We start from the raw sequence: 23,157 nt of genomic DNA, 5'->3' as shown, positions 1-23,157 counted from the left end.
CACCTTTTTTTACACCCGGTTCGAGCGTTCGCCGTACGACATCAGGCGCGCCATCAGGCGTGCGCTCATTTCCGCTATGCCGGCTACCTCGTTGGCCGCCCCCATGGCGATCGCTTCGCGCGGCATGCCGAACACCACGCAGCTGGCTTCGTCTTGCGCCAGGGTGTAAGCGCCAGCCTGGCGCAAGCGCAGCAAACCGGCCGCGCCGTCCCGTCCCATGCCGGTCAGGATCACGCCGATGGCGTTCTTGCCGGCATGCTGGGCGACCGAATCGAACAGCACGTCGATCGAAGGCCGGTGGCGGTTGACCGGATCTTCCTGGTCCAGGTGGGCGACATAGTTGGCGCCGCTGCGCGCCAGCGACAGATGGAAGCCGCCGGGCGCGATATAGGCATGGCCCGGCAATACCCGCTCGCCGTGTTCCGCTTCCTTGACGGTGATGCGGCACAAGCCGTCCAGGCGCTGCGCAAATGACCGGGTAAAGCCGGGCGGCATATGCTGCGCGATCATGATGCCCGGGCAATCCGGCGGCAGCGGCTGCAATACTTCCCGGATCGCTTCGGTGCCGCCGGTGGAAGCGCCGATGATGATCAGTTTTTCGGTACTCAGCAAAGGGCTGCGCAGCATCGGCGCCTGCCCCGCCGCCGCCGCATCGGCCCCGGGCCGGCGCGCCGATTGCAGGCGGGCGCGGGCGGCGGCGCGGATCTTGTCGGCGATCAGGTCGGTATATTCCAGCAAGCCTTCGCGTATGCCGAGCCGCGGCTTGGTGACAAAATCGACCGCCCCCAGCTCCAGCGCGCGCAGCGTGATTTCGGAACCGCGCTCTGTCAGCGAAGACACCATCAGCACCGGCATCGGCCGCAGGCGCATCAGCTTTTCCAGGAAATCCAGGCCGTCCATGCGCGGCATTTCGACATCTAGCGTCAACACATCGGGGTTGAGCTGCTTGATCAGGTCGCGCGCCACCAGCGGATCAGGGGCCGTCGCCACCACGGTCATGTCCGACTGGCTATTGATGATTTCGGTCATCAAGCTGCGTATCAGCGCCGAATCGTCCACACACAATACGTTGATTTTTTTATCGCTCACGCGCTGCCTCCACCTTGTTTTACGGCTTTCTTGCCGACTGCCGTATTGAATAATTCCACCTTGCTGCGCACCGGCTGCTGCGCCAGCGCCTGCACCAGTTTCTGTTCGTCGCGCTGGACCTGTTCGGCTTCGTTGATGCGGTGCAGCCTGCGCACCATGACCTTGCCGCTCCTCGGGAAATAGCTGATCCGGCGCGGCAGGTTGCCGCGCAAGTCTTGCGCCGCCACCCGCACCTGCTCCATCTGCAGGTAGCGCAATACAAAATCGGCGTTGCGGTCGCCGATGTTGAGCATCGTCATGTTCGCCAGCACCGCGCCGCCGCCAAACACCTTTGCCTCCAGCCGTTCGCGGCGCGCGCCCGCCTTGAGCAGCTCGTTGAGCAGCATCTCCATGGCGTAGGCGCCGTAGCGCATGGAGGCCGATGCGCTGTTGCCGGAGTTGCCGTCATCGGGCAGCATGAAGTGATTCATGCCGCCGACTCCTGCCGTGCTGTCGCGCACGCAGGCCGCCACGCAAGAACCGAGCACGGTGCTCAGCACCATGTCGTCTGGCGTGACGTAGTATTCGTTGGGCAGCAGCTTGACCGCCGCGCTGTCGAACTCGCGGTCAAAATAATGATGGGTCGCCACCGACTCTTCCGCCGCTGAAATCATGCGCCGCCCTTGGCTTGCCGGGAATCGAGTTCGTAGACGGTCTGGCCGCGCAGCCGGAACGGCTGGCTGGCGTAGGAAAAATTCTCCGAATGCCCGGCAAACAGCAAGCCTTGCGGTTTCATCAAGGGTGCGAAGCGCTGCAGGATCCTGTTCTGCGTCGGCTTGTCGAAATAGATCATCACGTTGCGGCAAAAGATGACGTCGAACGGTTCTTTCAAGCCCCATTGCGTATCCAGCAGGTTGAGCTGGCCGAACTTCACCATGGCCGCCACTTCCGGCCGTATCCGCACCTGCCCGGCACGGGCGCCGCTGCCTTTCAGGAAGAAGCGCTTGAGGCGTTCCAGCGGCAGCTTGCTGACCTGCTCCATGGTGTAGACCCCGGCCGCGGCCTTTTCCAGCACCTGGGTGTCGATGTCGGTAGCGATCACGCTGGCCGTGGCGGCGCGGCTGCCCAGCGCTTCGATCAGGGTCATTGCAATCGAATACGGCTCTTCGCCGGTGGAAGCCGCCGAACACCAGACAGTCACCGGCGCCGCGCATTTTTTTGCGTGCTCCGCCAGCAGCGGAAAATGATGCGCCTCGCGGAAAAATGCGGTCAGGTTGGTGGTCAATGCATTTGTGAAGGCTTGCCATTCGGCGCTGTCCTTCTCGCCTTCCAGCAAGGCCAGGTACGAAGTAAAGTCGTTCATGCCGAGTTCGCGCAGGCGGCGCGACAGGCGGCTGTACACCATCTCACGCTTTTGTTCGCCCAGCGCGATGCCGGCGCGCTGGTGGATCAGCGCGCGGACCCTGGAAAAATCGCCGTCGGTCAGCAAAAAATCCCGAGCTGAAGCCGTCGCCGCCCTGGTGCTCGGTTTGATAGTCATTCGGTGCGCCTTAACATGGTTGGCAGCGCCGCTTGCTGCGGCAACTGCCCGTATTGCAATATAAACACGGCGGCCGCACGCCGATGCCGCGAACAAGAGCCTAAAACGCCGCTTGCTCCGGGCATGGCGGCGCCGCGCCAGGCTAGGCAGCGGCGCCGCGCAGCATCTGCGCATGCGGCGTGATATCGATCATCCGGTTTGCCTGCGCCGCGCCATGTGCGCGCTCCAGCTTGAAAGCGCCGACCACATCCGCCAGCACGCCGGCCTGGTCCTGCAGGCTGGCCGCGGCCGCCGCGGCTTCTTCCACCAAAGCAGCGTTTTGCTGGGTCACCTGGTCCATCTGGCTGATGGCCTGGTTGATCTGCTCGATGCCGGCTGTCTGCTCCTGGCTGGCGGCAGTGATTTCGCCCATGATGTCGGTCACGCGGCGCACGCTGGCCACGATTTCTTCCATGGTGGTGCCGGCCTGGTCGACCAGCCGCGAGCCGAGCCCGACTTTTTCCACCGAGTCGTCGATCAGGCCCTTGATTTCCTTGGCCGCGGCAGCCGAACGCTGCGCCAGGCTGCGCACTTCCGCCGCCACCACCGCAAAGCCGCGTCCCTGCTCGCCGGCCCGGGCTGCTTCCACCGCGGCGTTCAGCGCCAGGATGTTGGTCTGGAAAGCGATGCCGTCGATCACGCCGATGATGTCGACAATCTTTTTCGACGAGGTATTGATCGCGCCCATGGTGCTCACCACCTGGGTCACCACCGTGCCGCCATGCAGCGCCACTTCCGAGGCGGACACCGCCAGCTGGTTGGCCTGGCTGGCGTTATCGGCATTCTGCTTGACGGTCGAGGTCAGCTGTTCCATCGACGCCGCGGTTTCTTCCAGCGAGCTGGCTTGCTCTTCCGTGCGCTGCGACAGGTTCTGGTTGCCGGCCGCAATCTGGCTGGAGGCGGTAGCAATGGTATCGGTGCCGCTGCGCACCTCGCCGACAATTTTCTGCAGGCTCTGGTTCATGTCTTTCAGCGCTTGCATCAGCTGCCCGGTCTCGTCCCTGGACCTGACTTCTATGTCCGCCGTCAAATCGCCGCCGGCAACGCGGCGCGCCACGTCTACCGCAAACCCCAGGGGCTGGGCCACTACCCGCGCAATCCACAGCGCCAGGGCGAAACCCAGCAACAGCATCGCGATCATCAGCCCTATCATCCAGACCCGGGCCTTGTTGTAGATGGCTTCGCCCTCTTTCGCCGAGGCGGCGCTGCCGTCGCTATTGATTTTCACCAGGCGTTCAACCTGCTTGTCCAGCTCGACGATGGCCGCCAGGGAATCGCCGCGTATTTCCTTTGCCGCATCGTCTTTCCTGAAGGCGCGCGAGATGTCGACGATTTTCTTGTCCATCTCCAGGTACTGCGGGATTTTATCCTTGAGCTGATCGTATACAGCGCGTTCCTGTTCCGACACCAAGGGCGCGTATTCGCTCATGCTCTTTTGCAGGCCGCCCCGGATCTCGCCGATGAATTGGGCGCTCTTGTCCATGTCCGCCGCATCGTTCGACATGACGTGCTGCATTTCGACATTGCGCAGCAGCGCCAGGTTGCTCTTCATGGTCAGCAGCAGCCGCACGCTCGGCAGCCAGTTAGTGTTGATTTCGTTGGTGGTGGCGTTGACCTGCCCCAGTTGCGTGATCGAGGCCACGCCCAGCACCAGTGTCAGCATCAGTATCAACGCAAACGACAGCAGCAGTTTGGTTGCAATTTTCAAGTTATAGAACCAGGTCATGATTTTCTTTTCGAATGGGTTTCAGTTGCACGCGAGCCTTTAACTCAGGAATGGCGGATGCCAGCTAGCCGCTTTCCTGATCCTGTTAACGGCAAGCCGCATCGTTTCTTGAGGGCCCAGGCAGCCGGCCACGCTTGCGCGCCCTTCAACTTTCGCGAAAGTTGTCGTTATTGACTTTGATTGCCAGGAATTCGGCAGGATGCCACTCGCCAGCTCAGTCCATCTAACAAGAAAAGGATAGTCAATGAACAATAAATTCTTCAACAGCCTCAACGTAGGCATCAAGCTCAGCTTGTTTACCTTTTTGCTGGCCGCCCTGATTTTCCTGGTCTACGGCTGGGCCAGCGCTAGCGCCACTTCACAATTGCTGGAGCAGCGCGGAGTACGCGACATTTCCGGCAGGACCGGCACCATGATCCAGATGCTCGATACATTCGACGCCAGCCATAAAAGCGAAGCCGACCGTTTTGCGCTGCTGCTGGCCAGCTATTTCCCCGGAAAATTTTCCATCGACAGCAGCAAGACCGTCGATGTCGCCGGCAAGCCGACGCCGCTGCTGAAAAACGGCAATGACGTCATCAACATGAATTTTTCGGTCGCCGACCGCTTCACTTCGGCCAGCCGGGCGGTAGCGACGATCTTCATCAAGAGCGGCGACGACTTCATCCGCATCTCGACCTCGCTCAAGAAAGAAAACGGCGAACGCGCGATAGGCACCGTGCTTGACCACGGCCATCCCGGCTATGCGCGCCTGCAGGGCGGCTTGCCGTATGTCGGCCGCGCCGCCCTGTTCGGCAAGGAATACATGACCGCCTATAACCCGGTCAAGGACGAGGCCGGCGCCATCGTCGGCGCGCTGTTTGTCGGGGTCGACATCGGCAGCGACATCGAAACGCTGAAGGCTCGCATCCGCTCGGCCAAGCTGGGTGAATCCGGTTATTTCCAGGTGCTCAATGCGGCCCAGGGCAAGGACCTGGGCAAGCTGCTGGTGGCGCCGGCCGACGAAGGCAAGAATGTACTGGCGCTCAAGGATGCCGACGGCCGCGGCTTCATCAGGGAAATCCTTGAGCACAAGGAGGGCAGCATGCGTTATGCCTTGCAGGAAGGCGCTGCCAAGGGACCGGAAAAAATCGCCGCCTTTGCGCTGTACAAGAACTGGAACTGGCAGATTGTCGGCAACGAGGACGCCGCTGAGCTGACGCAGGAAATCACCACGCTGCGCAACCGCAATGCCCTGTTCGGCCTGGCGGCGGTGCTGGTCATGGTGGCTGCGCTGTACTGGCTGATCCGCAACACCATCAGCCAGCCGCTGGAAAGAGTCAAGCAGGCGGCGCAGCAGCTGGCGGCGGGCGACCTGAGCGCTACCCTGGAAAGCGACCGGGGCGACGAAATCGGCCAGCTGGAACGCGCCATCAACGGCATCAGCCAGGGCCTGGCCGGCGTCATCGGCAATGTGCGGCAAGGCACCGGCGAAATGGCGCGCGCCTCGCAGGAAATCGCGGAAGGCAACGCCAACCTGTCGGCGCGCACCGAATCGCAAGCGGCCTCGCTGGAACAGACCAGCAGTTCGCTGGAACAGCTGACCGCGGCGGTGAAGCAAAACGCCGACAGCGCCCAGCATGCCAACCAGCTGGTGATCGGCGCATCGGGGCAAGCGGTCGCCGGCGGCCGGGCGGTCGGCCAGGTGGTCGATACGATGAATGCGATCAAGGACAGTTCGCGCAAGATCCACGACATCATCGGCGTGATCGACGGCATCGCTTTCCAGACCAACATCCTGGCGCTGAACGCCGCGGTGGAAGCAGCCCGGGCCGGCGAGCAGGGACGCGGCTTTGCGGTGGTGGCGGCGGAAGTGCGCAGCCTGGCGCAGCGTTCGGCTGCCGCCGCCAAGGAAATCAAAGGCTTGATCAGCGACTCGGTAGAACAGGTGGATGCCGGCGGCAAGCTGGTGGATGCGGCCGGCCAGACCATGCAGGGCATCGTCGCCGCGGTCAAGCGGGTGGCGGACATCATGCATGAGATTACGGCGGCGACCGGGGAGCAAAGCAGCGGCATCGAAGAGATCAACCGCGCCATGGGTCACATAGACGACATCACCCAGCAGAATGCCGCGCTGGTCGAACAGGCCGCGGCGGCTGCCCAAAGCCTGCAGGACCAGGCGGCGCAGCTGGCGCAGGCCGCTGCCGTTTTCAAGCTTGGCTGACGAAAAAAAAGCCTGGCAAGCCAGGCTGGGCGGATGCGGATGTCATCCGCCCGGTTGATTACACCAAAGTCAGGGTAACGTCGATGTTGCCGCGGGTTGCATTGGAATATGGGCAGACCTTGTGCGCCTTGTTGACCAGGTCTTCCGCAGCGCCGGCGTCCATGCCTGGCAGGGAAATGCGCAATTCGACTTCGATGCCGAAGCCGCCTGGGATCTGGCCGATGCCTACCAGGCCGGTGATCGACACGTCTGCAGGCAGGGTGATTTTTTCTTGCGAGGCGACGAATTTCATGGCGCCGATGAAGCAGGCGGAATAACCGGCTGCAAACAGTTGTTCAGGATTGGTGCCGACGCCGCCGGCGCCGCCCAATTCTTTCGGCGTGGTCAACTTGACGTCCAGCACGTTATCGGATGACACAGCGCGGCCGTCACGGCCTCCGGTTGCGGTGGCTTGAGCGCGGTACAGAACTTTTTCAACTGACATGATGGTTTCCTTTATTGGCCGGTTGGAAAATCCTTTGGATCAGTGCAGTCGGCCGTACTGACGATCCGGATCAAAGGTACAACATTAAGATGACGCAAGAATGAAACGAGGCATAAGGCAATTCTTAATTACACAATCATATTGCTCACAACTTATATTCCATGCAAAACCATACCCCCTGCCTTTAAGCGATGTTGCCGGCCATCGCAGCGCGCAAGCGCCGCAACTCCTGGGTCAGCGCTTGCAGCTCGTCCAGCGAACATTCGGCGCTGCAGCTCACCTGCGGCGGTATCGCCAGCGCCTGCTGGCGCAGGTCCTTGCCCGCCGCGGTCAGGCTGACGATCACCTGGCGTTCATCGTGAGACGAGCGCTGGCGGCGCAAAAAACCGCTGCTTTCCAGGCGCTTGAGCAAAGGCGTCAGGGTGCCGGAATCCAGGAACAGGCGCTCGCCCAGGGCCGACACAGTCAATTCGTCGCGCTCCCACAGCGTCAGCAGCACCAGGTATTGCGGATAAGTCAGGCCCATTTTCTGCAGCAGCGGCTTGTATATCTTGGTCATGGTCAGCGATGCCGAATACAGCGCGAAGCACAGCTGGTTGTCCAGCAGCAGGCTGTCCGGCCCGAATGATTCCGGGGCAAGGTTTGCAGTCGTTTGTTTGCTGGTGTCCATGGCTTGCATAATATATCGCTAAAAATTAAATTGCAAGCAATCTAAATTGCATTTAAAACTATCGCCAGGATTGCGAATAACTATGGCGCCAATCCCTGGCGATTTTCCGGCTGCCCGTTTGCCTTGCAAGCCCTTCTGCTCCGACAACGCGGCAACGGCCAGAGTTTCGGAAAAATTGCATTATTCCGGGCTGGCGTCCGCAGCAAAGCGCATGCATGAAATGTATCATTGCAAGACCTGATCCCCAGCATCGCGTCGATGCGCAACCATGAGCAGTTCTATATAAGGCAGTAGCGTGGCACAACAAGGTTTCATCCTGACCAGGCACTGGCGCGACACTCCCGATGGCACAGAAGTCGAGTTCTGGCTCGCGACCGACAGCGGCCCGCAGCATGTCCGCCTGTCTCCCCAGCAATCGGTGGCGTTCATCCCGGCCGCGCAGCAGCAACAGGCCGAAAGCGTATTGCGCAACGAACGCCGGTTCGAGCTGCGCCCGCTGCTCCTGAAAGATTTCCAGTCACGTCCGGTGCTGGGCCTGTATGTCCCGCAGCACCGCCAGTTGATCAAGCTGGACAAGCTGCTGAAGGAGCATGGCGTCGATGTCTACGAAGCCGATATCCGCCCGCCTGAACGCTATCTGATGGAGCGCTTCATCACCGCCCCGGTCTGGTTCGCCGGCGAGCCGAACGGCAGCGGGCCCATGCTCGACAGCACCATGAAACCGGCAGCCGGGTATCGTCCGCAGCTGAAGCTGGTATCGCTCGATATCGAAACCACGGCGCATGGCGACTTGTATTCCATTGCCCTCGAAGGTTGCGGCCAGCGCCAGGTGTACATGCTGGGACCGCCCAACGGAGACGCCGGCGAGATCGACTTCGACCTGGAGTATTGCGCCAGCCGCCCGCTCCTCCTGGAGCAGCTGAACCAATGGCTGGAGCGCCACGATCCCGACGCCATCATCGGCTGGAACCTGGTGCAGTTCGATTTGCGCGTCCTGCAAAAGCATGCCCAGGAATACGGCATGCCGCTGCGCATCGGCCGCGGCGGCAGCCAGATGGAGTGGCGCGAACACGGCTTCAAGCCGAACCATCATTTTGCGTCCGCCGCCGGCCGCCTGATCATCGACGGCATCGAAGCGCTGAAATCGGCGACCTGGAATTTTCCCTCCTTCAGCCTGGAGCATGTCGCCCAAACCCTGCTGGGCGAAGGCAAATCGATCACCAATCCCTACCAGCGCATGGCGGAAATCGACCGCCGCTTCGCCGAGGACAAGCCGGCGCTGGCGACCTACAACCTGAAAGACTGCGAGCTGGTGACGCGCATCTTCGCCAAGACCGAGCTGCTGACTTTCCTGCTGGAGCGCGCCGCCGTCACCGGCTTGCCGGCAGACCGCAGCGGCGGATCGGTAGCGGCCTTCAGCCACCTGTACCTGCCCCATATGCACCGCCAGGGCTACGTCGCACCGAACCTCGGCGATGTCTCGGGCGAACCCAGTCCCGGCGGCTTCGTGATGGATTCGCAATCCGGCCTGTACGATTCGGTCGTGGTCCTGGACTACAAAAGCCTTTACCCCTCGATCATCCGCACCTTCCTGATCGATCCGGTCGGGCTGATCGAAGGCATGCAGCATCCCGCCGACAGCGATTCCATCCCAGGCTTCCGCGGCGCCCGCTTTTCGCGCACCAAACACAGCCTGCCGGCTATCGTCAGCCAGATCTGGCAAGGACGCGAAACGGCAAAACGCCAGCACAACCAGCCGCTGTCGCAAGCCCTGAAGATCATCATGAACGCCTTCTACGGCGTGCTGGGATCAACCGGCTGCCGCTTCTTCGATCCGCGCCTGGCGTCGTCGATCACCATGCGCGGCCATGAAATCATGCACAAGACACGCGAACTGATCGAGGCCAAAGGCTACCAGGTCATCTATGGCGACACCGACTCCACTTTTGTCTGGCTCAAGCAGCCGCATACTGAGGAACAGGCGGCCCGGATCGGCAAGGCACTGGCGCAGGAGGTCAACGAATGGTGGCGGCGGCACCTGCGGCAAACCCTGGATATCGAATGCGCGCTGGAACTGGAGTTCGACACCCATTACCATCGCTTCCTGATGCCGACCATCCGCGGCGCCGAACTGGGCAGCAAGAAGCGCTACGCCGGATTGATCGTGAACGCAGACGGCACGGAAGAGATGGTGTACAAGGGACTGGAGTCGGTACGCTCCGACTGGACGCCGCTGGCCAAGCAATTCCAGCAGCAGCTGTACCAGCACATATTCAAGCGCGAACCCTACCAGTCTTATGTGCGCGACTATGTCAGCCGCACGCTTAGCGGTGAATTCGACGAATTGCTGGTCTACCGCAAGCGGCTAAGGCGGCCTCTGGATGCCTACCAGCGCAACGTGCCGCCGCACGTGCGCGCCGCGCGCGTGGCCGATGAATTCAACCGCGAGCAAGGCCGGCCGCTGCAGTACCAGAACGGCGGCTGGATCAGCTACGTCATGACCACGGCCGGCCCCGAGCCGCTGGAAACGCAGCGCTCGGCGATCGACTACGACCACTACCTGAGCCGGCAGCTGCAGCCGCTGGCGGATGCGATACTGCCGTTTCTGGATGATAATTTTGCGGCGCTGGTGGGAGGACAGAAGGAATTGTTTTAAAGTTGCGAGTTGCCTGCGGGAGTCTACAATCGGCCGCAAGCGGCCGCGGCCGCCTAATCATTTCGGCACAAATACGTTAAATTGCTTGCCTGGCACGGTCACCCACGACGCAACGGTTTTTGCGCCGGCCGGTCCTGCTTTGGTGACATGAACATCTTTCGCGGCAAGCTGGTAACTCTCGCCCGCATGGACAACTTTTGCAGGCATGCCATCTACCAGGACGGTTATTTCCCCTTCAAGCACATACACGACTTCAGGCCCAATTGCCTTGTGGCGGGGTTTTTCAGCGTTCGGAGGAAACGCGGCAATCCCCATGCCCATTTCGCGATCGGTTCCCTGCACGCGGATTCTTTGCAAGACTTGTGTCTCCTTTGCTGCCGGCGCCATGCCGGCGGCCATGGCAGGATGCACCGACAGGATGCCCGCCAGAAGGATGGCAATGGAAAAATATGCTTTCACTATGGGTTCTCCGGGCTATTCCATGCATTAATATTTATAGGGTGCCGTAACTTTTCAGCTGGGTGTCAGGCGTTCAGCACAACGTTCATTTCCAGTAAATCGGAACGTGTCCCGTCTCCTCCCAAGCAGAAAAGCGATGTTCTCGATGGCAGTGTTTGTAGACACAATTGAGGCAGTCGTGAATCATGCAAAGACCGAAATATCCTCTTTTGGAGGGACGCGCGCAAACGAGATTAGTTTTAGCGAGAGTAAAGAAAATCTTATGGCGCCAACCCTACTGTGCGCTTATCGGAAAGCAATAAAAGATTGAATGCCGAACCATTCTCTGCAAGAAGAATGGCGCCCCATGCGTTTGCATGTCGGCCGCCATTCAAAAAATCACTTCGGGACCCTCGCTGATTTTTTTAGCGAAAGGCGCCATAGCATATAGCGCTCATCGCCGGTTTTAATCGTACCGGCAAAGTGTTGGTTCAGGTTGCTGGATGTGAAGACCAGCGCACCGTCAGGTGCGATCGTTGGCGTGTCAGGCCACTGAATTTCCTCGTCGGAGGCGATCAGCCTGACGTTCTTTGTGGACGGGTCATATCGTGCAATGCCATTATGGGTGACATCGGTGATGTAAAGCCTGCCGTCGGCGCCGATGACGATGCCGTCCGTATTGCCGCCAACGTCGCCCAATTCACGCACTGCGGCGGCCACCGTTGCGGCGCTGGCGCCTGGATTCCGCAATACATCGGTGGCGATGGCATGGGCATGCCTGCCCGTCGTTACCGTCCAGTAAAGGGTGCGGGCGTCCGGCGAGAGCGCAATGCCGTTGATACCTAACAGCAGCGGCTTGCCGGGCCAGACTTCTGCGCCGTGCGAAACCACGTTCGCACCTGATTCCACGCCAAGACTGGGATGCTTGTCCAACAGGCGGCGCGCATTTCCCGAGACGTATTCCACGACGATCAGGCCGACCTGATTGGCAGGCGCACTGCGCAAACCGCTATCGGAGATGTAGGCGATCTTGCGCGCCTCATCGACCACGATGTCGTTGAGGAAGCTGCCTTTGCGATCGGCTACCGCATCCAGTCCGATACGCTTGACCAGTCTGCCGGTGGCAAGCTCATACACCATCACCTTTTGCGCGCCGGCAGGCGCCTCGCTTTCGCCCGCGACGAAACCTTGATCCAGCGCCCATAGCCAGCCGTTGCGCCGGTCTATGTAAAAACCCAGCACATTGCGCAGGCTGCGGTCCGGAGCATCTGTGACCGCATTGCCCTGGAGCGATGGAAACGCCGCCAGCCGCGCCGGTCCGGAGACTGCGCGCGTATCCAGAATGCTCAGTGTCGCCGGTGCGCCGGCGGAGATCAGACGCGGCGTGCTGACGAACGCCCGTCCTCGCGAATCGAAATGGATTCCTGCAATCGGGGCGTTGACCGAATCCATATAGGGAGTAATGCTTCCATCGCTGTCAGGCTGCGCCCAGGTGACGCCGGAATAGCTGCGCCAGCGCTCGAGAGATGCCAGCGGCTGCGCTGCCAGGGCCGTGGTCGCGGTTACGGCTGCCAACACGATCGCGGAGCCTGCGGAGAGATAACGGTTCATGGTGTACTCATAAGAAATTGAATAAAAATCGCCACTCCGACGCCATCTCGGACGCAGGAGGCGGTTGTACGGCATCGGTCGCCGTCATGCAAATGCGGCAAGCAGCAGGTCACGCATGGCCGAGCCGACGCCAGCCGCGGATTGCGGGTTCTGACCGGTGACCAGGCGCCCATCCACGATGACCTTGGCAGTCCAGTCCGGCGCAGGGTGATGCGTAGCTCCACGCTGGACCAGTGTGCTTGCGAGCAGGAACGGCACCACATCTGCGAGCTGGACGGCGCGCTCTTCGTCATCGGTGAAAGCGCTGAGGTTTTTGCCTGCGACAAGATAGCTGCCATCACTGAGGGTAGCGTTGACCAGCGCTGCGGGACCATGGCAGACCGCGCCGACGATGCCTTCCGCTTCGTAAACGGCGCGTGTGACGCGCACTACCTCGGTACTGACCGGAAAATCCCACATCGCGCCATGGCCGCCGGCGAAGAAGATCGCTGAATACTTCGGCGCATCGACATCCCCGAGTTTTTGCGTATGCCGCACGGCATCACGAAAGGCAGGGTTGTTCCAATAGCGCTGGTTGACCGGGTCGTCGAGTTCGACCCCATCGACGGGAGGCTCGCCACCCTGGATCGAAGCAAATGCCACCGGAATGCCGGCGGCCTCCAGTTCGGCCAGCGGGTGGGTGACTTCACCGAGATAGTAGCCGGTCGGCTGACCGGTTTTTCCTTTGGTTGCATGGCTGGTCAGAACGAACAGCACAGGCTTGATAGTGGATAACGACCGGGTGTTCATGGCTTTGAATCTCCTTGCAGACAGGTTTAAGCTCCTTGTGCGATTAATCTGTTTCATCGCTGCCGTACTTTATTATCGATTCAATAGGAGATAAACTAGCCACCAAGACATACATTTGTTCTTTAGGAGACAAAATGAGCCGTCGGTTTGACTATCTGGGCGACGTTGAAGTCTTGTTGGCGGTAACAGAACACGGGTCTCTCACCGCTGCAGCGATCGCGCTGTCGACGACGCCGTCGGTCCTGAGTCGGGCGGTCACCCGACTCGAAAAACGTCTCGGGAGCCAGCTTTTACGACGGACAACGCGTCAGATCGGGCTGACCGAGGCCGGCAAGCATTATCTTGAGCTGGCGCGCAGAGCATTCACTCTGCTTGATGACGCCGAGCGCGACATGCAAGGACAGGATGGAGAATTGAAGGGGCGCATACGTGTGAGCGTGCCCACCACCTATGGACACTATCGCCTGCCGCCATTGCTCGCACGTTTTGCACGGCAATATCCAGGCGTCCAGGTAGAACTGAACATCACGAATCGGAATGTCGACCTGGTTGCAGAAGGTTTTGATTTAGTAATCCGCCTGGGCCACTTTCCCGATAGCGGATTGGTGGCGCGCAAGCTGGAAGATGCCGCCTTATGTCTCGTCGCCTCCCGCGCCTACCTCCGGCGAGCCGGGACACCCAGAATATTAGAGGATCTTGAGCAACACAGCTGCCTGCCTTTCGTCATGCCCAGTACCGGACGCATCGCACCCTGGGTATTCAGGGACGGGCTGGATGACTTCGATTGGTTGCCGGTGCCTGCAATACAGATAACCGACGACGTACTGGGCGTCGTGTCGCTGGCCAAACAAGGAATGGGCATTTGCCAGAGCTACGATTTCATCGTGCGCGAACATATCGAGCAAGGTCGCCTGGTCGAGTTGTTGCTGCAACTGCGCGGCCGCACTCGCCCATTTTCAATCCTCTACGCCCCCCATCGGAATCAGTCGGCAGCAACACGCGCATTCATTGATCTGCTGTTGACAGCCACAAAGCATCCTTAGTCAGGCGAATAGTCGTTGACCGGTTCGGCTACGTTTCAATGGCGTTGACCAAGCCTGTCAAGTACTTGTCCATCATATACTGTCAGCCGCGACGGGCAGCGGTAGGCCAAAAGCAGACTCCCGAATTCCATTAATCAGGACTAAACGTGCACAACCCTTGCTGGAAGCCAGGCAAATCAATAAGCAAATATGGAGATACGTATGACCTCAAAATATTCAGGACGATGTCTTTGCGGAGAAATAAATTATTCCACTGACGCGGAGCCGCTATTTACTGGAAATTGCCATTGCAAGGATTGCCAAAGGTCATCGGGTAGCGCTTTTATTCCCGCAATGCTTTTTCCAGAAGAAAGCGTCTCCATTTGTGGCGAAGCAAAATATTTCGAGTCGGCATCTGATGGTGGAGGCATTCACCGAAGGGGGTTCTGTCAAAATTGCGGTTCGCAGCTGTTTGCAAAATTCAGCGCCATGCCCGGAATGCTCGGTATTAAAGCAGGCACCTTAGACAATCCTGCGAGCTATGTACCCACATTGGATTTTTATGTGGCTAGCGCTGCGCCTTGGGACCATATGAGCCCTCAGCTAGCAAAAAAACAAGGCGCGGCCCAAGGTTAAGTAGGTTCCTGACAAGGCGTTCAACGCGGACAGTTTGCAACGCGGTAAGGCGTAGGGCGTAATAGCGAAGCGTATTACGCCGTATGTTTGATCGATATCATGCGGCATTCTCTTATTGTCATTTACCCCAGTTCATTTGACATCGCTTGCCGTTGTGAGGCATCACATGCGGCGTAATACGCTTCGCTATTACGCCCTACGCCTTACCGTGTAATCCGCAAAAGGTCGAAATCAGCTTGTCGCGGCGAGCAAAAGCCAGTCACAAGACGTCTTTCGATGGCTTTGCCCAAGGGGAAATCGAAGCCTTCTCTCGACACCGGTCAGACGCCCCCCCGACAACCTGCATGGCCGCCGTCGAACTTGAATTGCCCCACCGCGCAGCCTAGAATAATTTATCTCTTGCCGTTGCTAGCTGCGGCGACAAGCCGGTGTTCGTATAGCTGCAACGGAGGTCTGTATGAGCTATCACCTGGAAGGTCGCCTGCTCGAGGTTTGCAATTGCAATGTCCTGTGCCCCTGCTGGATCGGCGAGGATCCTGACAACGGCACCTGCGACACCATCGTCGCCTGGCGCATAGACAAGGGAACGGTCGACGGCGTCGACGTGGGCGGCAACACCATCGCTGCCGTGGCGCATGTGCCCGGCAATATTCTGCTCGGCAACTGGACCGCCGCGATCTACGTCGACGACCAGGCTTCCAAGGCGCAGGAAGATGCACTGCTGAAAGTCTACACCGGCCAGGCCGGCGGACCGGTCGCCGAACTCGCCAAGCTGATCGGCGAGGTGGTGTCGGTGGAGCGGGCGCCGATACGTTTCACCGTGAATGCGGGTAAGGGCGAACTCCAGATCGGCAAGGATTATTATGCCGAACTCGAACCCTACCTAGGCGCCACCGGCGGCCAGACTACCCTGTCCGACACCGTGTTCTCGACGGTGCCGGGAGCGCCGGTGTTTGTCGGCAAGGCTCCGACTTATCGATCCAAGAACGCCGCCCTTGGCATCGATCTGGACATCGCGAACCACAACGCCTTGCAGAGCACCTTCGTCTTCGACGCATGAGCGCTTCGGCAGGTTCGCTGCCGCCCAGGAACTCGCGCCGCCAGCGCGTGTTCCTGCCGGTCCTGGCGGCATTGATTGCGCTCGCGTGGCTGTCGCTATGGGCATGGGGGCGCAGTCCGTACGGCCGCTATCTCGAACATGGCGACTGGACCGTATCCGGGCCGGCGGCGTTTCTGTGCCGTGTCGTTCCTGGCGGCGCAGTGGTGCTGCCCATGGCGCTGTACGCCGCAGCCTGGATACTCATGACGGCAGCCATGATGCTGCCGACCACCTTGCCATTGTTCAACACGTTTGACCGGCTGACGGCCCAGCGTCCGGACCATGGACGTCTCCTGACGCTGCTCGGCCTAGGCTACATGACGGCCTGGGGAGCATTCGGGCTCTTGGCGCACGCACTGCATGGCGCCATGCTGTCGCTGCTTGCCAGCGTGCCCTCCTTGGCTTGGCATGGCTGGATGATCGGCGCCGCAACAATTGCGTTGGCCGGCGCCTTCCAGTTCAGCGCGCTCAAGTACCGATGCCTGGAAAAATGCCGTACGCCCTTGAGTTTCGTTATCGAACATTGGCGCGGGCAGGCGCAAGCGCGGCACGCGTTTGCGCTTGGCGTGCAGCACGGCCTGTTCTGCGTCGGATGCTGCTGGGCGCTGATGCTGCTGATGTTCGCGTTCGGCACCGGCAGCCTCGGCTGGATGCTCGTGCTGGCGGCCGTGATGGCGATCGAAAAGAACGTGCGCTGGGGACCGCGGCTCAGCACGCCGCTCGGTGTCGCGCTGCTGTCCTGGGCTGCGGTCCTGGTGGTGATCCATGCCTAAGGAACGCAACGGCCTGCCCGGCTTGCCGGCGATCGTGCTCACGGCGGCGGCGATGTTCGCCTTCGCGGCCAATTCTCTGTTGTGCCGGCTGGCGCTGCAGCAAAGGGGCATCGATCCTGCCAGTTTCGCCAGCATCAGGCTGGTTTCGGGGGCGATCACGCTCGCCGTCATCGTGCGCTTCAGGTCGGCGCGGCTTGCGCCCGGCCATGCCGACTGGCTCGCCGCGGCCATGCTGTTTGCATATGTCGCATTCTTCTCGTTCGCGTACCTGACCTTGCCCGCAGGCACTGGCGCATTGATACTGTTCGGTGCGGTTCAACTGACCATGTTCATCGCAGGCTTGCGCTCGGGCGAGATGTTCGGAGCCATCGCATGGCTAGGCCTCGCATTGGCTGTCACGGGGCTGGTCTACCTTGTGTCGCCCGGTGTCGCTGCGCCGCCGCCCCTCGGCGCCGCGCTGATGGCGATCGCGGGCCTGGCGTGGGGCGTGTACTCGCTGCGCGGCCGAGGCGTACCCGACCCGCTGGCGGCCACGGCGGGCAACTTCGCGCGGGCGGCGCCGTTGGCCCTGGTGCTGAGCTTGCTGTCCATCACCAATGTTTACGCGGATGCGGCGGGGGTTGCCCTGGCCATTGCCTCTGGCGCACTCACGTCAGGCGTCGGCTACGTCATTTGGTATGCCGCGCTGAGCAAGCTTTCCGCCATGCGCGCCGCCACGGTACAGTTGTCGGTGCCGCTCATCGCCGCATTCGGCGGCGTGGCGTTCCTGTCGGAGGCGATCACACCGCGCCTGGCCACTGCCTCCGTGGCGATCCTGGGCGGCATTGCGCTGGTGCTGGCAAGCAGGCCGCAGGAACCGCGTCCGTAGCCTCCATTGCGAATCTGGCGCACTGTGTTCACGCTGCTTCCCGCGCATAACGCGTCGGCGGCAATCCGACATGGCGCGTGAATGCAACGCTGAACGCGCTGGCTGAGCCATAGCCGACACGTTCAGCAACTTCAGCCACACCCCCCTCTTTGCGCCGCAGCAGGTTCTTTGCCAAAGCCATGCGCCAGGCGAGCAGGTACGCCATCGGAGCGACGCCTACTGCGCGGCTGAAGCGCTCGAAGAACGCCGAGCGGGACAGCGCCGCCTCTTTCGCCAGCTGCGCAACCGTCCACGGCCTGGCCATGCTCTCGTGCATGCGCCGTATCGCGACCGCGAGGCGTTCGTCGGCGAGCCCGCGCAAGAGGCCCGGCGACGCTGCCGTCCCCGCGGCGGATCGCAAGGCTTCGATCAAGAGAACTTCCAGCAGGCGCGCCAGGATGACGTCGCGCGCGGGCCGCAGCGCGCGGGATTCTTCTCCTACCAGCTGCACGATGATAGCCAGTCTTTTTTCGCCGCGGACGTGCAGCAGTTGCGGCAGGAGCGAAACCAGCAAGGACGCGTCTGGCGAACCGAAGACGCAGTGGCCGACAAGCAGTTGAACCTCGGGCGGCCCGCTTTGCTCGCCGAGCCTGAACTCGCCATTGGGCAGCGCGACGGGCACGGCATCGAAGTCCTCCGGCGGCGGCTCGAAGCTCGACATGGTGAAGCCATGCGCCGCGGGGATCAGGATGAAATCGCCCTCCTCGAGTCCGATCGGTTCGCGGCCGTCAACCGCGAGCCGGCAGGAACCGTCGAGGATCACGCAATAGAAGGGTTGCCCTGCTTCCGAGCGGCGCACACGCCAGGCGCCGGCGCCGCTGACGACTTTCGAGAACCGGGCCTGCGGCTGGAGGAGTGTGACAACCTCCGTGAGTGGATCGACCATAACTGGACTCCTGCGAATAAAACCTGGACTCGCGATTGTAGTATGTCCGGGCGTGCCGAGCTACAGTCCAGGTACTGCAAACCACCTACAGAGATCCCCCATGAAAACCGTCCTCATCACCGGATGCTCATCCGGTTTCGGCTTCGAAACCGCCCAATACTTCCTCGCTCGCGATTGGCGGGTCATCGCCACCATGCGCACGCCGCGCGAGGATCTTCTGCCGCGTTTCGAACACCTGCGCGTGCTCGCCCTCGACGTTACCGATGCAGACAGCATCCGCCGCGCCGTGGACGCCGCGGGGACTATCGATGTCCTGGTCAACAACGCCGGGATCGGCATGCTGGGCGCCCTCGAAGGCACCTCGATGGAAACTGCCCGCGACGTCTTCGAGACCAACACCCTTGGCACGATGGCGATGATCCAGGCGGTGCTGCCGCAGTTCAGGCAACGCCAGGCCGGCGTCATCGTGAACGTCACCTCGAGCGTGACATTGAAGCCGCTTCCTCTGCTGTCCGTGTACACCGCCAGCAAGGCAGCAGTCAACGCATTCACCGAATCTCTCGCGCTGGAGCTCCAGCCATTCAATGTGCGGGTGAGCCTGGTGCTGCCGGGACGGGCGCCAGAGACCCGCTTCGGCGAAAACGCCCAGCCGCGGATGCAGGATGGCATCCCCGAGGCCTACGCCGGCCTGGCGCAGGATGTCTTCGCGGCATGGCGGCAGTCGTCCGAGGTCACGCGCGCGCTGGATGTAGCGGAAGCGGTATGGCGCGCCGCGAACGACCCGTCGTGCCCGGTTCGCCTTGCTGCCGGCGCTGATGCGGTAGCGCTGGCCGAGTCATGCTGACATCAGCATCCGCCCCTCAGGCGCCGGGAGACTGGCGCCGCGGCTTTTTTAGGCGAAGGACTGAACCTCTGGCCGGCGGTGCATGTCAGCGATACCACCCGCCTCTACAGGCTGGCGCTCGAGAAGCAGGAAGCCGGCAGCAGGTACCACGCGGTTGCTGAGGAGGGAATACCGCTTCGTCACATCGCTGAAGTCATTGGCAAAGGATTGAAGGTGCCGGCGGTCAGCCTCTCACAAGAAGAGGCGCCCGCGCATTTCGGATGGCTCAGCGATTTTGTCGGCTTCGACCTTCCGGCCTCAAGTGCGAAAACGCAGGAATTGCTTGGATGGCGCCCGACCGGTCCGGGACTGATCGCTGATCTCGAACAAATGCAATACGTTGCAGATTAAACAGAATGCGCGCCGGCAGCACCTTTGCGTTGCCGGCGTGAAATCGCCCAAGTATCAGGTTTTACATCGTAAATGCACATTACCCAGTAATCTCAGCCTCAACCAATTGTGCGAGAAGAGTGAGCGATTCCTGCCATCCGAGATAACAAGCCTCAGGCGGAATGACTTCCGGTATGCCTTCTTGCACAATGTTTACTTCCGTGCCGCAGGAGACCTTCAGCAAGGAAATGGTCGTCTGCATTTCCCCCGGCAAATTAGGGTCGTCGAATTTGTCCGTATGCCGAATGCGTTCGTTAGGTATCAGCTCGAGATACTCGCCGCCAAAGGAATGGCTGTTTTTCGTGGTGAAGTTCGTAAACGACATTTTATAAGTGCCGCCGACTTTGGCATCGATATGGTGGACCTTGCCAGTGAAGCCATTGGGCGGAAGCCATTTAGCCATCGCGTCGGCATCAAGAAACGCCCGGTAGATTTTCTCCGGGGTAGTCCGGAGCACGCGATGAAGCCGGATTGTGTTCGTAGCCATGATTTCTTTCCCTTCGATGTGATCTTTCGATGTAATGACTTACTTATACTGACTTTCACCGAAACAGAGTTGCCGCGCCACTGTGGAAATGGCTAGACGTCGTGGCTTCAGCACGTCAATCCCAAGCGGTGTCGCTGGCTTCCCTTCCATGCCGCGAAGTGTAAAACCAGCATCATCACTCACACTAAAAACCTTAGCTGGTGAATTATTGCACCGTTGCGACAAATCTGGAGTGTCAGCCGCCTCAATTTTTCCAGGCTACGATGGTGTGGGCAAAGCGGTTCTAGAATTGACGCTGGCAGGCGACTACAAGAATAGGGGTGGTGCTGCGTAGGGCGACCATTCCATTAGCGCGCCCTCACGGAGACGGTCACGGGTGTCCGCTTTCGGGAAGCGGAATCCGCAACCGGGCCAGGCAGGGTCGCCGCCGGGACATGTCAGGGCTTCACGAACCGATAGGCGAAGCGATCGGTCTCGCCCTTGATCGACGGATCGAACACCTTGATCGAGTGCAGATCGCCATTGTTCGCGAGCATGGTGCTCTCCGCGTCCAGTACGAAACCGGCCGCCTCCACCTCCTCGCGAACGGATGCAGGCGCAATCCGATGCAGCGACTGGGCGTCGCTCGTGCCCGCCCCGACGGCGGCGGCGTGGTCTACGATGACGTAGGACCCACCGGGCTTCAGCCGCTCGTAGACGGCTCGATTGAAGTGGGCCGCCGTTGCGCCCCTGGCCTGCATCAGCTCGGTGTGGAGATCGTGGTAGAACAGGTGCAACCACAGGACGTCCGCTGGCTGCGTGGCCTTCGGCATCGCCACGAGGTCCGCGGAGACGGCTTCGACGTTCTCTCGGCCCGGCTCCTTCGCGAGCGTCCGCATGCGGCCTAGCGGATCGCTCTTGAAGTTGGCGACTTCGGCCGGCACGAAGCTGTAGACCCGTCCTCCGGGTCCCACGATGTCGGAAAAGAGACGGGTCCAGCCGCCGTCGCCTGGGTAAACATCGATGACGATAGAGCCCGCAACAACTCGTGCGAACTGGATCAACTCGGATAGTTTGGATTGTTCGTACATCGGGAATCTCCGTTACGGTTGGGTATAGGTAATTGCGGCGACATCTGCGATCGCGATCCATCAGTCGAACTTGACCAGGTCCTTAAAGATCAATCGACCCCGGCTATTTCCGCGCGCCTGCACAAGCAGTCCACCTTCCGAAAGCCCGCCAAGCTTGATCGGCGAGAAACCGAGATTTTCCGCAAGCGCAGCCACGGGAGCGCGCCGGGGGTCAGACCTGTGCCATGCCGCCATCGACGGCGAGATCCACACCGGTGATGTAAGAACTTTCATCGGAGGCGAGGAACGCGACTGCTGCCGCGATTTCCTCGGGCATGCCTCTGCGGCCCATTGGGATCTGCGTGGTGAACTGTGCGACTGCTTGCTCGGCCTGTTCAGCGGTAAGGCCCGTCGTCGTCGCCAAGGCCGGGGTGTCGATTGCTCCGGGACTCATGCTATTTACGCGGATCTTGCGGTCTTTCAATTCCAAAGCCCAGCCGCGCGCGAAGTTGCGCACAGCCGCCTTACTCGCGGCATAAGCAGTAAATCCTGGAAGCCCGAGGACGTTCGAGACCGAAGAGTTCAGGATAATCGAACCGCCGTCTTTGAAGAGAGGAAGGGCCTTCTGTACCGTAAAGAACATTCCCTTCACGTTCACGTCGAAGGTCTGGTCAAAATGGGCCTCGGTAGCTACCGCAAGCGGTGCGATTGTCCCTGCGCCCGCGTTCGCGAAGAGAACATCGATGTGACCATGTTTCTCTTTCACGACGGCATAGAGCCGGTCCAGATCTTCCAAGCGCGACACGTCGCCCACGACCGTCGTAACGTTTCTCTTGATGGAGGCGGCGGCCTCTTTCAGCTCTTTCTCTCGTCGCCCAGTGATCACGACGTGCGCACCTTCTTCCACGAAGCGCTTGGCTGCGGCCAAGCCGATCCCGCTGCTTCCGCCCGTGATAACTGCAACCTTGCCTTCTAATTTTTTCACAATCTTCCACCTTTCGTTTGTGCTGTAAGGCAGCGCCGCTGTTCCCATTGGTACAAAGGCGCTGTATCATTTGGATCACAGATCCAGATCCTGATTCGTAGTATCCGAACCAGTGATCCAATTATATGGAGCAGTGATCCGTTTGTCAAGGAACCCCATGCGAGCCGACGCCAAAAAAAATTACAGCCATCTACTTGCAGTCGCGCACGACGTTGTCGCCAAGCACGGTGTCGACGCGTCCATGCGCGATATCGCCCGCCGGGCTGACGTCGGGCTGGCTACACTGCTGCGTCATTTCCCGACGCGAGAAGCCTTGTTTGAAGCGTTGTTGTGTACGAATCTGGACGAACTGACGCAGAAGGCAGACGAACTCGAAACGTCGAATTCACCTGACGAAGCGCTCGTGTCTTGGTTTAGCGAATGGATGGCGTTCGCCCAAAGCTATAAGGGCGTCGTCGCCCTGATGGCGGCTGCCCACGCGAACCCGGACTCCGCTCTTTATGCTTCATGCGCAGCGGTGCACTCAGCGAGCGCGCGACTGCTGCTCCGTGCTCAGGCCGAAGGAACGGCGCGCACCGATATGAATGGGGACGACCTGTTCGGCCTGATGGCGGCGCTCGGCTGGCTCGTCGACCTGCCGTCATTCGCGCCACGGGCCGATCATCTCGTTCACATTGTCACTAGCGCCATCCTGCCAAATCGGTCGAGCAGCAATGTCAAAAAGGCAACGCGGTAAGGCGTAGGGCGTAATAGATTCTATGGTTTTGGTCAAGCTTTTATGGAAACGAAGTGCGGGTCGAAGCTTGATCCGTTCTT

General features: G+C 60.5%; 22 protein-coding genes and 2 pseudogenes. 10 read left to right on the top strand and 14 right to left on the bottom strand.

All coding sequences use genetic code 11. The annotated features are described in order from the left end of the window. Positions 1–9 precede the first annotated feature (9 nt). The 4 genes from AC07RZ_RS21435 to AC07RZ_RS21420 all read right to left on the bottom strand — a co-directional run bounded on the left by AC07RZ_RS21435 (position 10) and on the right by AC07RZ_RS21420 (position 4,373). Positions 10–1,089: a protein-glutamate methylesterase/protein-glutamine glutaminase gene (locus AC07RZ_RS21435; RefSeq protein ID WP_494669508.1), complete on the bottom strand. Its 1,080-nt coding sequence runs from the start codon at positions 1,087–1,089 to the stop codon at positions 10–12. Further along, positions 1,086–1,742, bottom strand: coding sequence for a chemoreceptor glutamine deamidase CheD (cheD, locus tag AC07RZ_RS21430; RefSeq protein ID WP_494669507.1), 657 nt, complete (start codon positions 1,740–1,742; stop codon positions 1,086–1,088). Before cheD ends, AC07RZ_RS21435 begins: the two co-directional genes overlap by 4 nt. After that, entirely contained in the window at positions 1,739–2,608 is an 870-nt protein-coding gene (locus AC07RZ_RS21425; RefSeq protein ID WP_092398912.1) for a CheR family methyltransferase, read from the bottom strand. Before AC07RZ_RS21425 ends, cheD begins: the two co-directional genes overlap by 4 nt. Positions 2,609–2,750: 142 nt before the next feature. Continuing rightward, a complete protein-coding gene (locus AC07RZ_RS21420) occupies positions 2,751–4,373 on the bottom strand; it encodes a methyl-accepting chemotaxis protein (RefSeq protein WP_494669506.1) in 1,623 nt (540 codons plus the stop codon). A 244-nt stretch (positions 4,374–4,617) separates the two neighbouring features. On the opposite strand from AC07RZ_RS21420, the gene AC07RZ_RS21415 reads away from it, so the two are divergent. Next, a complete protein-coding gene (locus AC07RZ_RS21415; protein ID WP_494669505.1) occupies positions 4,618–6,576 on the top strand; it encodes a methyl-accepting chemotaxis protein in 1,959 nt (652 codons plus the stop codon). Between the two features lie 58 nt (positions 6,577–6,634). Here the strand turns inward: AC07RZ_RS21415 and AC07RZ_RS21410 are convergent, their stop codons facing one another. After that, complete coding sequence (locus tag AC07RZ_RS21410; protein WP_144742289.1) at positions 6,635–7,060, bottom strand: organic hydroperoxide resistance protein; 426 nt, start codon at positions 7,058–7,060, stop codon at positions 6,635–6,637. Positions 7,061–7,244: 184 nt separating this feature from the next. Continuing rightward, positions 7,245–7,730 carry a MarR family winged helix-turn-helix transcriptional regulator gene (locus AC07RZ_RS21405; protein WP_494669504.1) on the bottom strand — a complete coding sequence of 162 codons (486 nt, stop codon included), beginning with the start codon at positions 7,728–7,730 and terminating at the stop codon, positions 7,245–7,247. Positions 7,731–8,025: 295 nt separating this feature from the next. Here AC07RZ_RS21405 and AC07RZ_RS21400 point away from each other — a divergent pair, with 295 nt between their 5' ends. Beyond that, positions 8,026–10,386: a DNA polymerase II gene (locus AC07RZ_RS21400; protein WP_494669503.1), complete on the top strand. Its 2,361-nt coding sequence runs from the start codon at positions 8,026–8,028 to the stop codon at positions 10,384–10,386. Positions 10,387–10,443: 57 nt separating this feature from the next. Here AC07RZ_RS21400 and AC07RZ_RS21395 read toward each other — a convergent pair whose 3' ends face one another. The 3 genes from AC07RZ_RS21395 to AC07RZ_RS21385 all read right to left on the bottom strand — a co-directional run bounded on the left by AC07RZ_RS21395 (position 10,444) and on the right by AC07RZ_RS21385 (position 13,224). Further along, positions 10,444–10,845: a cupin domain-containing protein gene (locus AC07RZ_RS21395; protein WP_494669502.1), complete on the bottom strand. Its 402-nt coding sequence runs from the start codon at positions 10,843–10,845 to the stop codon at positions 10,444–10,446. A gap of 378 nt (positions 10,846–11,223) precedes the next feature. Then, entirely contained in the window at positions 11,224–12,435 is a 1,212-nt protein-coding gene (locus AC07RZ_RS21390; protein ID WP_494669501.1) for an L-dopachrome tautomerase-related protein, read from the bottom strand. 84 nt (positions 12,436–12,519) lie between these two features. Then, a complete protein-coding gene (locus AC07RZ_RS21385; RefSeq protein ID WP_494669500.1) occupies positions 12,520–13,224 on the bottom strand; it encodes a type 1 glutamine amidotransferase domain-containing protein in 705 nt (234 codons plus the stop codon). Between the two features lie 134 nt (positions 13,225–13,358). Here AC07RZ_RS21385 and AC07RZ_RS21380 point away from each other — a divergent pair, with 134 nt between their 5' ends. From AC07RZ_RS21380 to AC07RZ_RS21360, 5 genes are all read left to right on the top strand, one after another. Further along, positions 13,359–14,267 carry a LysR family transcriptional regulator gene (locus tag AC07RZ_RS21380; RefSeq protein WP_494669499.1) on the top strand — a complete coding sequence of 303 codons (909 nt, stop codon included), beginning with the start codon at positions 13,359–13,361 and terminating at the stop codon, positions 14,265–14,267. A 201-nt stretch (positions 14,268–14,468) separates the two neighbouring features. Next, positions 14,469–14,882 (top strand): GFA family protein, encoded by a 414-nt coding sequence (locus tag AC07RZ_RS21375; protein WP_494669498.1) that lies wholly within the window; start codon positions 14,469–14,471, stop codon positions 14,880–14,882. A gap of 457 nt (positions 14,883–15,339) precedes the next feature. Further along, the gene (locus AC07RZ_RS21370; protein ID WP_144742294.1) at positions 15,340–15,942 is read left to right on the top strand and encodes a DUF1326 domain-containing protein; all 603 of its coding nucleotides are present in this window, start codon (positions 15,340–15,342) and stop codon (positions 15,940–15,942) included. Continuing rightward, positions 15,939–16,754, top strand: coding sequence for a DUF2182 domain-containing protein (locus AC07RZ_RS21365; RefSeq protein ID WP_494669497.1), 816 nt, complete (start codon positions 15,939–15,941; stop codon positions 16,752–16,754). Before AC07RZ_RS21370 ends, AC07RZ_RS21365 begins: the two co-directional genes overlap by 4 nt. Continuing rightward, positions 16,747–17,622 carry a DMT family transporter gene (locus AC07RZ_RS21360; protein WP_494669496.1) on the top strand — a complete coding sequence of 292 codons (876 nt, stop codon included), beginning with the start codon at positions 16,747–16,749 and terminating at the stop codon, positions 17,620–17,622. Before AC07RZ_RS21365 ends, AC07RZ_RS21360 begins: the two co-directional genes overlap by 8 nt. 28 nt (positions 17,623–17,650) lie before the next feature. Here AC07RZ_RS21360 and AC07RZ_RS21355 read toward each other — a convergent pair whose 3' ends face one another. After that, positions 17,651–18,547 carry an AraC family transcriptional regulator gene (locus AC07RZ_RS21355; RefSeq protein ID WP_494669495.1) on the bottom strand — a complete coding sequence of 299 codons (897 nt, stop codon included), beginning with the start codon at positions 18,545–18,547 and terminating at the stop codon, positions 17,651–17,653. A 100-nt stretch (positions 18,548–18,647) separates the two neighbouring features. Here AC07RZ_RS21355 and AC07RZ_RS21350 point away from each other — a divergent pair, with 100 nt between their 5' ends. After that, a complete protein-coding gene (locus AC07RZ_RS21350) occupies positions 18,648–19,391 on the top strand; it encodes an SDR family oxidoreductase (RefSeq protein WP_494669494.1) in 744 nt (247 codons plus the stop codon). A 24-nt stretch (positions 19,392–19,415) separates the two neighbouring features. Then, positions 19,416–19,781 (top strand): annotated as a pseudogene (locus AC07RZ_RS21345) (Rossmann-fold NAD(P)-binding domain-containing protein); the annotation flags it as partial. Positions 19,782–19,860: 79 nt separating this feature from the next. Here the strand turns inward: AC07RZ_RS21345 and AC07RZ_RS21340 are convergent. From AC07RZ_RS21340 to AC07RZ_RS21325, 4 genes and pseudogenes are all read right to left on the bottom strand, one after another. Beyond that, a complete protein-coding gene (locus tag AC07RZ_RS21340) occupies positions 19,861–20,307 on the bottom strand; it encodes an SRPBCC family protein (RefSeq protein WP_144742299.1) in 447 nt (148 codons plus the stop codon). A gap of 437 nt (positions 20,308–20,744) precedes the next feature. After that, positions 20,745–21,377: a class I SAM-dependent methyltransferase gene (locus AC07RZ_RS21335; protein ID WP_494669493.1), complete on the bottom strand. Its 633-nt coding sequence runs from the start codon at positions 21,375–21,377 to the stop codon at positions 20,745–20,747. Between the two features lie 60 nt (positions 21,378–21,437). Then, positions 21,438–21,572, bottom strand: a pseudogene (locus AC07RZ_RS21330) (NADP oxidoreductase coenzyme); the annotation flags it as partial. Positions 21,573–21,588: 16 nt separating this feature from the next. Then, positions 21,589–22,341: an SDR family NAD(P)-dependent oxidoreductase gene (locus AC07RZ_RS21325; RefSeq protein ID WP_494669492.1), complete on the bottom strand. Its 753-nt coding sequence runs from the start codon at positions 22,339–22,341 to the stop codon at positions 21,589–21,591. Positions 22,342–22,498: 157 nt separating this feature from the next. Between AC07RZ_RS21325 and AC07RZ_RS21320 the strand changes: the two genes are divergently transcribed. Continuing rightward, positions 22,499–23,077 (top strand): TetR/AcrR family transcriptional regulator, encoded by a 579-nt coding sequence (locus AC07RZ_RS21320; RefSeq protein ID WP_494669491.1) that lies wholly within the window; start codon positions 22,499–22,501, stop codon positions 23,075–23,077. Positions 23,078–23,157: the final 80 nt, after the last annotated feature.

It is taken from the genome of Collimonas sp. GW821-FHT07E08 (assembly GCF_059418905.1).
Note: the sequence above shows the minus strand (reverse complement) of the source record. Positions and strands in the feature narration are given on the sequence as shown.

What these genes read in the sequence shown, in the direction of transcription:
- AC07RZ_RS21360 (WP_494669496.1), top strand. Translation starts at nt 16,747, where the DNA reads ATGCCTAAGGAACGCAACGGCCTGCCCGGCTTGCCGGCGATCGTGCTC.
- AC07RZ_RS21405 (WP_494669504.1), bottom strand. Translation starts at nt 7,730, where the DNA reads ATGGACACCAGCAAACAAACGACTGCAAACCTTGCCCCGGAATCATTC.
- AC07RZ_RS21350 (WP_494669494.1), top strand. Translation starts at nt 18,648, where the DNA reads ATGAAAACCGTCCTCATCACCGGATGCTCATCCGGTTTCGGCTTCGAA.
- AC07RZ_RS21365 (WP_494669497.1), top strand. Translation starts at nt 15,939, where the DNA reads ATGAGCGCTTCGGCAGGTTCGCTGCCGCCCAGGAACTCGCGCCGCCAG.
- AC07RZ_RS21370 (WP_144742294.1), top strand. Translation starts at nt 15,340, where the DNA reads ATGAGCTATCACCTGGAAGGTCGCCTGCTCGAGGTTTGCAATTGCAAT.
- AC07RZ_RS21415 (WP_494669505.1), top strand. Translation starts at nt 4,618, where the DNA reads ATGAACAATAAATTCTTCAACAGCCTCAACGTAGGCATCAAGCTCAGC.
- AC07RZ_RS21410 (WP_144742289.1), bottom strand. Translation starts at nt 7,060, where the DNA reads ATGTCAGTTGAAAAAGTTCTGTACCGCGCTCAAGCCACCGCAACCGGA.
- AC07RZ_RS21390 (WP_494669501.1), bottom strand. Translation starts at nt 12,435, where the DNA reads ATGAACCGTTATCTCTCCGCAGGCTCCGCGATCGTGTTGGCAGCCGTA.
- cheD (WP_494669507.1), bottom strand. Translation starts at nt 1,742, where the DNA reads ATGATTTCAGCGGCGGAAGAGTCGGTGGCGACCCATCATTATTTTGAC.
- AC07RZ_RS21375 (WP_494669498.1), top strand. Translation starts at nt 14,469, where the DNA reads ATGACCTCAAAATATTCAGGACGATGTCTTTGCGGAGAAATAAATTAT.
- AC07RZ_RS21335 (WP_494669493.1), bottom strand. Translation starts at nt 21,377, where the DNA reads ATGTACGAACAATCCAAACTATCCGAGTTGATCCAGTTCGCACGAGTT.
- AC07RZ_RS21420 (WP_494669506.1), bottom strand. Translation starts at nt 4,373, where the DNA reads ATGACCTGGTTCTATAACTTGAAAATTGCAACCAAACTGCTGCTGTCG.
- AC07RZ_RS21380 (WP_494669499.1), top strand. Translation starts at nt 13,359, where the DNA reads ATGAGCCGTCGGTTTGACTATCTGGGCGACGTTGAAGTCTTGTTGGCG.
- AC07RZ_RS21320 (WP_494669491.1), top strand. Translation starts at nt 22,499, where the DNA reads ATGCGAGCCGACGCCAAAAAAAATTACAGCCATCTACTTGCAGTCGCG.
- AC07RZ_RS21385 (WP_494669500.1), bottom strand. Translation starts at nt 13,224, where the DNA reads ATGAACACCCGGTCGTTATCCACTATCAAGCCTGTGCTGTTCGTTCTG.
- AC07RZ_RS21425 (WP_092398912.1), bottom strand. Translation starts at nt 2,608, where the DNA reads ATGACTATCAAACCGAGCACCAGGGCGGCGACGGCTTCAGCTCGGGAT.
- AC07RZ_RS21355 (WP_494669495.1), bottom strand. Translation starts at nt 18,547, where the DNA reads ATGGTCGATCCACTCACGGAGGTTGTCACACTCCTCCAGCCGCAGGCC.
- AC07RZ_RS21340 (WP_144742299.1), bottom strand. Translation starts at nt 20,307, where the DNA reads ATGGCTACGAACACAATCCGGCTTCATCGCGTGCTCCGGACTACCCCG.